The following is a 13160-nucleotide window of genomic DNA, read 5'->3' as shown; positions in this document are numbered from 1 at the left end:
GGCCCAGAACAGGCGCATCACCTGGGCGTGCTCCACCATGACGCCCTTGGGCGTACCGGTGGAGCCAGAGGTATAGATCACATAGGCCAGATGGTGCGCAGCTAGATCCTGACGATCGGGATTGCGCTGTGGCTGCGCAAGCCACTGCGGCGTGTCCAGATCGACGACGTGAAGCGGGGCAAGGGCTTCCTCGCCCAGGGCCTGTCGCCCGGCGGCATCACTCAGCAGCAAGCGTGGCTGCGCATCGCGCAGGATCAGAGACAGACGGTCGGAGGAGTAGACCGGATCGAGCGGCACATACGCACCGCCGGCCTTGAGAATGGCCAGCAGCCCGACCACCAGGGCGAAGCCGCGTTCGACACAGAGGGCGACCCGATCGTCGGGCCCGATGCCCTGTGCGATCAGGTGATGGGCCAGCTGATTGGCCTGGGCATTGAGCTGGGCATAGGTGAGCGACTGGTCCTCAAAGAGGAGGGCGACGGCCTCGGGGGTATGCGCCGCTTGCTGCTCGAAGCGTTGATGGATGCACAGCGCTTGCGCAACGGGCGCATCGGTGTGGTTCCAGGTCTGCAGCAGCAAGGCGCGCTCGGCCTCGTCCAACAGAGCGATGCGCGCAATCGGCTGCGCGGCATCGGCGGCCATTGCACGCAATACCTGCAACAGATAGCCGCGGTAGCGTTCCATCGTGGCGGCATCGAACAACGCGGTGGCGTAACTCAGTCTTCCGGTGATGGTGCCATTGCCGTTTTCGCGAAACGCCAGCTGCAAGTCAAAACGCGTTGCGTCGAAGAACGTAGTCGTCGGTTCGGTTCGCAACTCTGGCGCTGTGGGTACTTCTTCTTCGTCGTTCTGCCAAATAACAAATGTTTGGAATGCCGGCGACTGATCAGCTTTGGACGGCGAATCTGTCTCCGCCGTTCGTCCAGAAAATGAGTGTGGATGATTTTGGTTCGTCGACGTTGCCCGGCGTAAGCGGGTAAGAAGCTCGCCGACACTGGACACATCCGACAGATCGAGCAAATACGCCGAGGGTTGAACGAGGCAGCCTATATCCAGTTCGATCTGGCTGGAAAGGCGCGCCAGCAACACGGCCCAGGCAGTCGCCATCGCTTGGAGCACCGTAGCGTCGTGCCGGTTGGCCAGCTGTTCGATGGCGCGGGAAAGTTCGGCATCGATGCTCAAAAGCAAAGAAGACGTGGACGACTGCTCACTTCCGTCACGGTGTTCGTGGCATTGCCATGCCAGGCGCTCTTGGCCTGAGATGACGATAGCCTGCGATGACGTCGTCGTGAATGTGTGAGTGGCCGTCTCGAACTCGTTGTGCACTGTCAAAGGAGTAACCCCCGTAGGCGCCTTTCGGGAACGACGCGCGTGCGTCGTCGCAGGTATGGTTCTTTTTCTTCAAGCAGAAATGCCGCGTATTTGCGACGTTTTTATGGCAAGCCTCACGCGGGTTCGATCCGGCGCGGACGCGACGGCTAAAGAGAACGCGCGGAGAATGTCGGGATATAAAATCGCCGTTGCGTCGGCGTCCGGGCACGCAATATCTTCGAAATGCGTACCGTGCAGTTGCGGAAAGCGAAGTCCGCAAGGCGTCTCGTGGCGCGCGACGATGTTAGTCGAGCCGTAATGGATCATCGCGTCATCCATGACAATTTCCATCCAAAAATGTCGATGAAGGTGACAAAATCTCGCAAGCGTCGCGTAAGCATCGTTCGATAATCAGATGCATGCGACAAACAAACCTGCCACTACGATAGGTGGTTTGCCAAGTGCCGAAGGTATTTGCGATGTGTGATGTAAAATCGCAAAAAAATAAAACCCCGGCACGTGCGCAAACACGTTGCCGGGGTTCGTAGAGAACGTTCGATGGCGAAAATAGACTAGAAAAGTTTCTGGCTATATTTGAGGTAAATCACCCGCCCGATGTCGTATTCCGGATTGTACGCGTAGGACGTGTAGCCATCCGTTCCGGTTGGGCCCAGCGGGCCGACCACGTTTTCCGCACCGACATAAGTGAGCGGTGCCCTGCGGTTGAAGACATCCGTAGCACCCAGCGAGATCTGTCCCTTCCACGGCGCCTTCCAGCTGACCTGTAGATCGTTGAAGGCCAGCCCGCCCTGGCGGTACAGGCCGGTGCCGAGGTTGTTGTTCTGGACGATTCCGGTGGGATCGGGGCAGGGGAAGTACATTTGCATGGCCACGTTGCTAGTGCGGCAGGATTCGCGCAGCGAGGAGTAATAGCGGAGCGTCCAGGTGGCGCTGAAGGCGCGCCAGCTCCAATTGAGATTGGTTGTATCGCGGAATCGCCACACCGGGCCGAGGATCTGATCATAGGTGCCAACGTCGTACGACACGACTTGAGCACCAGGCCCTGAAGTTGCCTCCTCGTGCAGCGAATTGATGTAGGTGCCGGTGGTATCGATCTTGAACTTGCCTACCGGGGTCTCCGGGAAGTTGTAGCTAAGTCCCAGATCGGTGCCGCGTTCATCAATGAAGCCCTCATTGGTTACCGCTTGCAACAAATTGACCACCTGGCCGGTCGCTGCATTGCGCTGGAATTGCGAGCATTCGTTGAGCTCGCCTGCCACGTAGCAGTTATCGAGGATGCTGTTGGCGGATGGCAGGGTGATGACGTTGTTGATGCGGATGCGGTAGTAGTCCAAATTCAAGTTGAAGCCGCTAAACCAGCTGGGGCTATACACGAAACCAAAGGTATAGCTCTTGGAACTTTCAGGCTTCAAATTCGAGTTGGCGCCCGTGAGGAACGGTGTGGTGCTTTGCGCTCCACCGTTTGACGTAATGGGCGTGCCGGAGGTAGTTGTTTGAGTGAAGCCCGGAGCCACGCCTTTCAGGTTGCCGATACCGCTGAGACAGCGTTGCTCGGCTGCTGCGTTGGTGGCGGCTGCGCCGAAGTTGACGTCGCACGGGTCTAGATAGTCGGTGAAGCTCTGCATCGTGCCGCCGTACAGATTGGAGATCGAACCGGCACGGAAGCCAGTGCCATAGCTGGCGCGAATCAAGAGATCGTCGATAGGCTTGTACGCGATCTTGTATGAATTGTTGTTGGTCGTGCCGAAGTTGGTGTAGTGCGAAAGACGATGCGAAACGTCAAAGTCCAGCAGCTGTGCGCCGGTCATTTCTTTCAGTAGAGGCAGGTTGATTTCGGCGTAGGCTTCGTTGATGCCGTACGAGCCACTGCCTGGATTCTGCTGCAGATTGGTATTGAGACCTTCCTGCGTATAGAGGTCAGGCGTCACGCCGCCGGAAACGTCGCGATGGTCGGCGCCCACGGCAAAGGTGGCGTCACCTTCGCCCAGTGACTGCGGCAGCGTAAACATGTCGCCGCTCAAGTTCGCCTGGACCTGGCGCTCTTCGCTCCAGGAGTGGGTGAAGAAGTTGTAGTTCAGATAATTGCTTTCAGCGGGAGTGAGGCCGCCTGAGCCGGAGAATGGATTGAGCGGTACGCAGCCCTGGATCACGTTGCCTGGTGTGCCGCATAGCACTTGGCCATTGGGGCCCATGAAGGAAGGCCCAAGCGCTTCGTACAAATGCACCAGATTCAGGTTGCCGCCGCCTCCCATGTCCTGGATGTACTTGTAGTCGCTGTAACCGGCATCCCAGTTGAATTCGTTTTCACCAAGCGAGAAGTCGCCCTGAAGGCCGGCGCGAAAGCCGTACTGCTTGATATTGTTGACGGTGACGCGGTTAGGCTGCGCGAGCGGCAGGAAGAAACTCAGGTTGTTGCCGGGCAGCGGGTTGTAATAGCTGCTGCCTGACAATGTCGGAAACCATGCGTTGCCGAGGCTACCTGCAGGCAGTCCGAGCGCGGCCGCCAGGTTCGGACCGTTGGCGGGTGTCGACGAACTCAATCCGTAGCCGCCTGTGTAGCTGGTGGCATTGTTGGTGTTATAGGTGCCAGTGAACACGGCCGACACGTGGTCCGTGATTTTGTAGTCGCCCTTCAGAAAATAGGAGCGCAGGCGATTGTCCGGTATCAGTGTTTCCTCATACGCCTGGTTGCCGTAGTCGTTGGCGAAACTGGCGCCAGGATAGGGCGAAGGGAATTGAATCCCCACTGCATCGGGATGGTAATCGGCGATGTTCATCCCATTGCCGCCCATGTTTACGATCATCGGCAGAGGGCCACCGGTAACAGGAGAAATGACTTGGCCAGGAATGACCGTTGGTGCACCGGTGGCTGAATTGACGCCGCTGAGAATCTGGCCGTAGGCGGATGGTCCCTGGCTTTGCGGGTATTGCGGCACGGAGGAAGGCGAGGCAAAGCCGTACCTGCTAAACCAGACCTGATTGGACATGATCTGGTTGATGTTCTGCACGGTTACGTTGAAGGTGATATCGCCGCGCGAGAACTTCTTGCCGCCGGTCAGGCTGAATTGAGCTTGCTTGCCATAATTGCCGGGCGAATACGTGCTGTTATAGGTATCCACGTACAGGCCGTCGACATTCTTGGTGTGGATATTGATCACACCGGCGATGGCGTCAGAGCCATAAATGGACGAAGCGCCGTCCTGCAGGATTTCCACGCTGTCGATCAGCGAACTGGGCAGGGTGCTGAGGTCGGTCTGGCCAAAAATGTCGGTGGTATAGCGTTGGCCGTCCACCAGAATCAGGGTGCGCGACGCGCCTAGGCCGCGAAGACTGGCGTACTGTCCGACGATATCGCCCAGAGCGCTTTGGTTGCTCGTGCCGGCAGAACCGACTGAAGGTACGTTCTGCAGAATCTGGCCGACGCTGACGAAGCCTTGCTGCTGCAGCGCCTCGTGCGAGAGCTCGGTTACGGGCTGCGCTGTCTCTACGTCCACGCTGCGAATCAGCGAACCGGTGACGGTGATGCCTTGCAGGGTCACAGTCTTGTTCGGTGGAGCGGGGGTGCCGGTTTGTGGCGAGGCAGACTGCGGCGGTTGCGACTGCGCGGAGGATTGCGCAGTCGGAGCGGGGGGCGCGGTTTGATCGGCCGGGGCGGTCTGTGCCGCCACCGCGGTGGCCAATCCACAACTGCCTAATATGAGCGCCACGCGGACCGCGTGGGCGATCTTGTGCTGTCGAATGTTCAAGTTCGTACTCCCCAAGCTGACGTGATGTGAGTGCTTGCGCCTCCTTGCCCGTTTTTATGTTTCGCTCGGTTGCGGCACGTGGATTGACCGCATGCCGTGGTCGGAGTCTTACACGAAAATCACGTAAAAAAGGGATAGCAAGCAATTGCGCTTCATCGCACGAAATTAAAATAGTGAAATCATGCGCTTGAAATTTTTTGCATTCACGTATGTGACGAAATTGTTATCGAGCGTGCAGCGAATGGTGCGGCAGCGCGCACAAAAAAAGAGCGCGGCGTTACCGCGCTCTTTATTTTTTCGCCGGCAATCCGGCGTAGGCGCAATCAGAACAACTGCTGGCTGTACTTCAGGTAGATCACGCGGCCAATGTCGTACATCGGGTTGTAAGAGTACGACGTAAGGCCATCCGTGCCGGTCGGACCCAGCGGACCTACGCCCGGCTCCACGCCGGTGTACGACAACTGCGTCTTGCGATTGAACACGTTGGTAGAACCCACCGAAATCTGGCCCTTCCACGGTGCCTTCCAGCTGAACTGCAGATCGTTGAAGGCGAGAGAGCCCTGTCGATACAGGCCTTTTTGCTGGCCCTGCACATTTCCATTGATGTCATCGCACGGGAAATACATGGACTGCTGCGCGGACAATGGCGTATTGGGGCGGCAGCTTTCCTTCAGCGAGGAGTAGTAGCGCATCGTCCACGTGGCGGAGAAGTTGCCCAGTGACCAATTGAGATTGGTGGTATCGCGGAAGCGCCACAGCGGTCCAAGGATCGGATCGTAGGAACCCAGTGTCCAGGATTCGACGCTGCCGGGCGAGCTTTCTTCCTTCACCGAGGCGATGTAGGTGCCGGAAGTGTCGATCTTGAATTTGCCCACCGGTGTCTCCGGGAACAGATAGCCGAGAGTGAGGTCGGTTCCGCGCTCATCCACAAAACCCTCGTTGGTTACCGCTTGCAGCAGGTTGATCACCTGGCCAGTCGAGGATCGCTGGAACTGGTCGCACTGCTGCGTTTCGCCAGACTGGTAGCAGTTATTCAGAATGCTCTCCGCCGAGGGCAGGGTAATCACGTTGTCGACGCGGATGCGATACATGTCCAGCGTCACGTTGAAGCCGGTGAACCAACTGGGGCTGTAGACGATGCCCGCGGTATAGCTCTTGGAGGTTTCCGGTTTCAGGCTGGGATTGGCGCCTGTCAGGAACGGGGTGGCGCTTTCGCCGTTGGGTCCTCCCACCGGCACGCCGGTGGCAGTCAGCTGGGTAAAGCCCGGGCCTACGCCCTTGAGATTGGCGATGCCGTTCAGGCAGCGCTGCTCTACGGTGGCTATGTTGGTGAGGCCGTAGTTGACGTCGCAGGGGTCGGTGTAAGTGGTGAAGCTCTGCATGGTGCCGCCATACAGGTTGGAGATCGAGCCTGCACGGAAACCGGTGCCGTAACTCGCGCGAATCAACAGATCGTCGATCGGCTTGTACGAAATCTTGTACGAGTTGTTGTTGGTGGTGCCGAAGTTGCTGTAATGCGACAGGCGATGCGAAATGTCGACATCCAGCAATTGCGCGCCGGCCATGTCCTTGAGCAGCGGCAAGTTGATTTCTGCATAGGCTTCGTTGACGCCATACGCACCGGCACCTGCATATTGCTGCAGGTTGGTGTTGAGTCCCTGCTGGGTATAAAGATCCGGCGTCACGCCGCCGGCTACGGCGCGGTGATCGGCGCCGACGGCGAAGGTCGCGTCACCCGCACCCATGGAATTGGGGAAGGTGAACATGTCGCCGCTCAAATCGGCCTGCACGTTGCGCTGGCGGCTCCAGGTGTGCGAAGTGGTGAAGTAGTTGAGGTAATTGCTTTCAGCCGGCGTGAGGCCGCCCGCGCCGGAGAACGGATTGAGGGGTACGCAGCCCTGGATGACATTGGTCGGCGTGCCGCATTCCACCTGGCCGTTGCCGGCCATGAAGGAGGGGCCCAGTGCGTTATACAGATTGACCAGGTTGAGGTTGCCAGGGCCGCTCATGTCCTGAATGTACTTGTAGTCGCTATAGCCGGCATCCCAGTTGAATTCGTTCTCGCCCAGAGCGAAATCGCCCTCGAGGCCCGCGCGAAAACCGTACTGCTTGATGTTGTTGTAGGTGACGCGGTTGGGAGTGATCAGCGGCAAGGAGAAACTCAAGTTGTTGCCCGGCATCGGGTTGTAGTAACTCTGCGATGACAACACCGGGAACCATGCGCTGCCGAGGGCTCCGGCCGGCAAGCCCAGCGCGTTGGCCAGATTGGGACCATTGGCGGGGGTGCTGGAACTTAGCGGGTAGCCGCCTATGTAGGAGTTGGCGTTATTGGTGTTGTAGGTGCCGGTGAAATTGGCGGTGATGTGATCGGTGAGCTTGTAGTCGCCTTTGAGGAAATACGAGCGCAACCGGTTGTTCGGCATCAGCGTTTGTTCCGATGCCGGGTTGTAGTAGTCGTTGGCGAAGGTCGACGAGGGGTATATCGCGCCGAAAGTATCAGGATGATAGTTGGCGATGTTCCTGCCGTCGCTGCCCGCATTGACGATCATCGGCAGATCGCCGCCAAGTGCCGCATTGTAGACCTGTCCGGGAATGTTGACGGGCAATCCGGTCGCCGCACTCGTGGCGCCGATTATCTGACCGTAGTCCGATGGTCCGGTGCTTTGCGGATACTGTGGAAGCGTCGAGGGAACCGAGAGACCGTTCCTGCTGAACCAGACCTGGTTGGCCATGATCGGGTTGAGATTCTGCACCGTCATGTTGAACGTGACCGAGCCGCGCGAGAACTTCTTGCCGCCGGTCAGGCTGAATTGTGCTTGCCTGCCGTAGTCGCCCGGCGCATAAGTACTATTGTAGGTATCGAGGTACAGGCCATCGATGTTCTTGGTGTGGATGTTGATCACGCCGGCGATAGCATCGGAACCGTAGATCGACGAGGCACCGTCCTGCAGGATTTCCACGCTGTCGATCAGTGAACTGGGCAGAGTGCTGAGGTCGGTCTGGCCGAAAAGATCGGAGGTGTAGCGCTGGCCGTCGACCAGCACCAGGGTGCGCGGCGCGCCCAAGCCGCGAAGGCTGGCGTACTGGCCGACAATGTCGCCTAGCGCACTCTGGCTGCTGGTGCCGGGCGAACCGACCGACGGCACGTTCTGCAGAATCTGGCCGACGCTGACGAAGCCTTGCTGCTGCAATGCTTCGTGCGAGAGTTCGGTCACGGGCTGTGCCGTTTCAACGTCCACGCTACGGATCAGCGAACCGGTAACGGTGATGCCCTGCAGGGTCACGGTCTTGTTGTTCGATGGTTGTGCGGTGCCGTTCTGCGGCGTGGCGGACGGGGGTTGCGAAGTGGGCGGTGCGGAAGTCTGCTGGTCGGAGGTTGAAGTCTGTGCGACGGCCACTGTGGCCAGTCCGCATCCCCCCAAAATCAATGCGGTACGTATCGCAAGCGCGATCCTGTGCTGTTTGATGTTCAAAGTGATACTCCCCAGATTTGCGTGACAATGCCTACACGCGTACGAATGACGCGTGCATACCAAACCACGTCTTCTCAGCGACGTGTAGAAGTATTCGGGTTGTGTGGGTTTGTTGTGTGGGTGACTAATACATATACGAAATGCAAACTAAAAATCGAGTGTCAAAAGATATATTTCATTCGCGATTGACAAAAAGTTGCTGATGACGCGATTAATTGTCAGCCAGGAGAAAGTATGTCTTCGCAGTTAACCCCTCTTTTGAGGGGTTTTTTAGCTTCTGCATGACTAAAGTCACGTCATCGAAATCGCGCAGGCATCAATTGGTATTCGATTTTTATCGACAATTGGCTTTAATAAAAAGAGCGCGGTCAAGCCGCGCTCTGAAGTTTTTGAAGTTTTTGACGGTCCGCTTTGCATTATTTTGACCGTGCGTTGCGACGTCAGAAGAACTTCTGCGTATATTTCAAATAAACCACCCGGCCAATGTCGTATATCGAGTTGTACGGGTATTGGCTGAAACCGTCCGTGCCGGTCGGGCCGAGCGGACCGGTAATGCTGAATACGCCCGTATAAGAAAGTGGCGCCCTGCGGTTGAACACGTCGGTGGCGCCCAGGGCGATACGGCCTTTCCAAGGTGTATCCCAATTTACCTGCAGGTCGTTGAAAGCCAGGCCGCCCTGCCGCTGCAGGCCGGTGGGCGAATCGACCAGGTCTGCGGTGGGCATGTTGCAGGGGAAGTATTCGTTCAGCAGCGGATTGGCCGGATGGCACGACTCCGTCAGCGAGGAGTAGTAGCGGATCGTCCAGGTGACGCCGAAGCCGCGGTAGTTCCAATTGATATTGGTGGTGTCGCGGAAGCGCCACAGCGGTCCCAGCACGCTGTCATAGCTGCCCAGCGTATTGGAGACGACCGGGCCGCCGGTTACCGCCTGCTCGCGCAGCGAGTTGATATAGGTACCGGTCGTGTCGATCTTGAACCGGCCCACCGGGGTTTCCGGGAACAGATAACTCAGTGTTACGTCCTCGCCGCGCTCGTCCAGGAAGCCCTGGTTGACCAATGCCTGCAGCAGATCGACCACCTGTCCGCTGCCGCTGCGCTGGAACTGCGAGCACTGCTGGGTTTCGCCCAGCAGGTAGCAGTTGTCCAGGATGCTGCTCGCCGTCGGCAAGGTAATGATGTTGTCGACGCGGATGCGGTAGTAGTCGGCCGTGATATTGAATCCGTCCAGCCAATGTGGGCTGTAGACGAAGCCGGCGGTATAGCTCTTGGACGTCTCGGGTTTCAGCGAGGCGTTGGCGCCGGTGAAATAAGGTGTTGCGCTGATCGAGTTCGGGCCGGACACCGGTACGCCCGAAGAGGTCAGCTGGGTGAAGCCGGGGCCGACCGCCGGGATGCCGGCAAACCCGTTCACGCAGCGCGCGGCGACAGTGGGATTGCCGGTGAGACCGTAATTGACGTCGCACGGATCGGTATACGTGGTGAAGCTCTGCATGGTGCCGCCATACAGGTTGGCGATTGACGGTGCGCGGAAGCCGGTGCCGTAGCTGGCGCGCACCAGCAGATCGTCGATCGGCTTGTACGAGAGCTTGTACTGGTTGTTATTGGTGTCGCCGAAGTTGGTGTAGCGCGAGAAGCGATGGGCGACGTCGAAGTCCAACAACTGGGCGCCCGCCAGATCCTTCAACAGCGGCAGGTTCACCTCGGCATAGGCTTCGTTGATCCCATACGAGCCCGAGCCTGGATTTTGTTGCAGGTTGGTGTTGAGGCCTTCCTGCGTGTACATGTCCGGTGTCGCGCCGCCGGATATGTCGCGATGGTCGGCGCCCACGGCAAAGGTAGCGTCGCCGCTGCCCATGGCATTCGGGAACGTGAACATGTCGCCGCTCAGGTCGGCGGAGAAATTGCGCACCTGGCTGAAGGAGCGGGTGCCGGCATCGATGTTGAGGTAATCGATCTGCGCCGGGGTGAGGCCGCCCGCGCCGGAGAACGGATTGATCGGTACACAGCCTGCGATCACATTACCCGGCGTGCCGCACACCACCTGGCCGTTGGCTGCCATGAAGGACGGCCCCAGGCCCAGGTAGGCGTGGACCAGGTTGAGATTGCCGTAACCGAAGCTGGACTGGTCGTAGCGATAGTCGCTGTAGCCGGCGTCCCAATTGAACAGGTTCTCGCCGATCGAGAAGTCGCCTTCCAGGCCCACGCGAAAGCCGGCCTGCTTGATCTTGTTGTCGTCGTAGCGGTTTGGATAAAACAGCGGCATCGAGAATTGCAGGTTGTTGCCCGGCAGCGGGTTGTAATAGCTCTGCGCGGACAGCACCGGAAAATACGTTGCGGAGAAGGTGCCGGCCGGCATTCCCAGCGCCGCGGCCAGGTTGGCGCCGTTGGTCGGCGTCGACGAACTCAAGTCGTAGCCGCCGATCATGACGTACGAATTATTGGTGTTGTAGGTGCCGGTAAAATTGGCCGTCACGTGATCGGTGATTTTGAAATCGCCTTTCAACGTGTACGAACGCAGCCGACTGTCGGGTACCAAAGTATTGAGAAACGACGAATTGGCGTAGTCGTTGTTGAACGTCGGTGACGGATATTCCAGGCCGAAGGTGTCCGGATGGTAGTCGGCGATATTCATGCCGTTGCCGCCGGCGTTGACGATCAGCGGAGCCGGAATGCCGTTCACCATGGAACCGGCCAGCGCCGGAATGTTCGCCGGCTGGCCGGTGGCGGGATTGATCGCGCCCAGAATTTGCCCGTAATCCGACGGACCCACCGCTTGCGGGTAGTTGGGGCCGAAGCTGAAGAACCCGTACTTGCTGTACGAGCGATCCGGCGCATTGAGCGCGCCCTGGTTTTGCGCGGTGATATTGATCACGAACGAGCCGCGCGAGAACTTCTTGCCGCCGGTGAGGCTGAACTGGCCGACGTTGCCGTCGTGGCCAGGCGCATAGGTACTGTTGTAGGTGTCCAGCTGCACACCGTCGAAATCCTTCTTGGTGATGATGTTGATCACGCCGGCAATCGCATCGGAGCCGTAGATGGCCGATGCGCCGTCCTGCAGTATTTCGACGTGATCGATCAGCGAGCTGGGAATGGTGCTCAGGTCGGTCTGGCCGAAGATGTCGGTGGTGTAGCGCTGGCCGTCGACCAGGATCAGCGTGCGTGGCGCGCCCAGGCCGCGCAGGCTGGCGTACTGGCCGACGATGTTGCCCAGCGCACTCTGGTTGCTGGTGCCCGACGAACCTACCGAGGTGACGTTCTGCAGAATCTGGCCGACCGTAACGAAGCCTTGCTGCTGCAATGCCTCGTGCGAGAGTTCGGTGACCGGTTGTGCCGTCTCCACGTCCACGCTGCGGATCAGCGAACCGGTGACGGTCACGCCCTGCAGCGTCACGGTCTTGTTGGAGGGCGGCGGCGGTGCCGGCGGCGTAGCGGTTTGCGGCGCTGTGGAAGTGGTGCTGGTCGTCTGGTCCGGGTTGCCTGTTTGAGCAGGTGCCGATGTCTGGGCCACAGCGATCGTTGTCATTGCGAAGCCGCCAAGAAGCAGAGCCGTGCGGATCGCCATAGCGATGTTTTGATGCTGTATGTTCAAGGTCGTACTCCCCAGTTTTGCTGCGGGATTGCAGCCTGGCCTTACTCCTTGCCCGGTCGTGGTGGTGTCCCCGAGGGGTGGCGTTGCGTAGTCCGGGTGTACGCAATCCGTGAAAGTCATATTAATCCTGCGTAGGTCGCAAAGGACTTCATCGCCGTGGCGGCAGCACTGATCGCGCGCAATAAAAAACGCGCAGGCCGTTTGCTTGACCAGGCATGCACGTAGGTGATGACTACGTTTTATATGCGGCAGCTTTGTCGTTGCCGGCCGTCAGGATGGCTAGGGTTTTTTACGCTCAATCAGCGGCTTGACGGGTATGCGCGGCGACTCGAGGGGGCGTTCGGAAAAATGCGAGTGTCGGATCGATACGAAGCGATCGATCCTTTTTCGCCGAAACATACGTGCAGACTCACGTTCAGTGTCGCGTAGCGGGCGCGTGACGGAAAAGTTGGTTTTTTTGCGCCCGATTTCAGGATAAAACACGTTCTTTCGTTGGTTCCGGTTCAGAACCGCGTAACCATTTCGATGTGCAACAGATCGCCGCAGATGCCACGCAGGCGCGTCAACAGGATGTGGCGATGCGAGGCTACTTCGGCCGGCAGGCGGCCGATGCCGTGCAGTTCGGCGCAACGCAATGCGGCTTGATAGGCCAGCAGCGGGCCCGGCACTTCCGAGCGTCGTTGCGCGTCGCCCTGCCACAGCACCGCCACCCAACCTTCTTCGCGCTCGGGGCCGCATTCGTCCACCGGCATCAACAGGGTGCCATCGACCAGCGACAACGCGCAGTCGCGGCCGTCGGCAAACTGGAACGTATACAGCGGCATCAGTTCGGCGATGTAGTCGACGATGCGTTGACTCAATCCGGTCACGTGGCCCCCATGGCATACACAGCTGCGGAATACTAACCGGATCTACCTGGTTTGCGCATGGGACTTGCGGGTATCCCGGATGCATTCGTCGCGACTGCCGGGATGGTGTTTTGGTCGCCGGTGCCGACCCTCTCGATGCGTGTCGACCGC

Annotated in this window: 6 protein-coding genes; all 6 read right to left on the bottom strand. The window is 58.8% G+C overall.

What is annotated here, in order from left to right; translation table 11 throughout:
- Positions 1–1326 (bottom strand): AMP-binding protein (locus ISS99_RS23155; RefSeq protein WP_338081569.1); only part of this gene is annotated, 1326 nt, incomplete at its 3' end.
- A gap of 75 nt (positions 1327–1401) precedes the next feature.
- Entirely contained in the window at positions 1402–1650 is a 249-nt protein-coding gene (locus tag ISS99_RS03890) for a hypothetical protein (protein ID WP_204630273.1), read from the bottom strand.
- A 233-nt stretch (positions 1651–1883) separates the two neighbouring features.
- Positions 1884–5078 carry a TonB-dependent receptor plug domain-containing protein gene (locus ISS99_RS03885; protein ID WP_204630272.1) on the bottom strand — a complete coding sequence of 1065 codons (3195 nt, stop codon included), beginning with the start codon at positions 5076–5078 and terminating at the stop codon, positions 1884–1886.
- Between the two features lie 323 nt (positions 5079–5401).
- Complete coding sequence (locus tag ISS99_RS03880) at positions 5402–8551, bottom strand: TonB-dependent receptor domain-containing protein (protein WP_204630271.1); 3150 nt, start codon at positions 8549–8551, stop codon at positions 5402–5404.
- 440 nt (positions 8552–8991) lie between these two features.
- A complete protein-coding gene (locus ISS99_RS03875) occupies positions 8992–12075 on the bottom strand; it encodes a TonB-dependent receptor plug domain-containing protein (RefSeq protein WP_204630270.1) in 3084 nt (1027 codons plus the stop codon).
- Between the two features lie 569 nt (positions 12076–12644).
- Entirely contained in the window at positions 12645–13010 is a 366-nt protein-coding gene (locus ISS99_RS03870) for a hypothetical protein (protein ID WP_204630269.1), read from the bottom strand.
- Positions 13011–13160: the final 150 nt, after the last annotated feature.

Source organism: Dyella mobilis (assembly GCF_016904945.1).
GTDB classification, from domain to species: Bacteria; Pseudomonadota; Gammaproteobacteria; order Xanthomonadales; family Rhodanobacteraceae; genus Dyella_B; species Dyella_B mobilis.
This window is presented reverse-complemented; position numbering and strand designations above follow the sequence as displayed.

Excerpts from the sequence above, each read along its gene's own strand:
- ISS99_RS03890 (WP_204630273.1), bottom strand. The coding sequence starts at position 1,650 with ATGGATGACGCGATGATCCATTACGGCTCGACTAACATCGTCGCGCGC.
- ISS99_RS03875 (WP_204630270.1), bottom strand. The coding sequence starts at position 12,075 with ATGACAACGATCGCTGTGGCCCAGACATCGGCACCTGCTCAAACAGGC.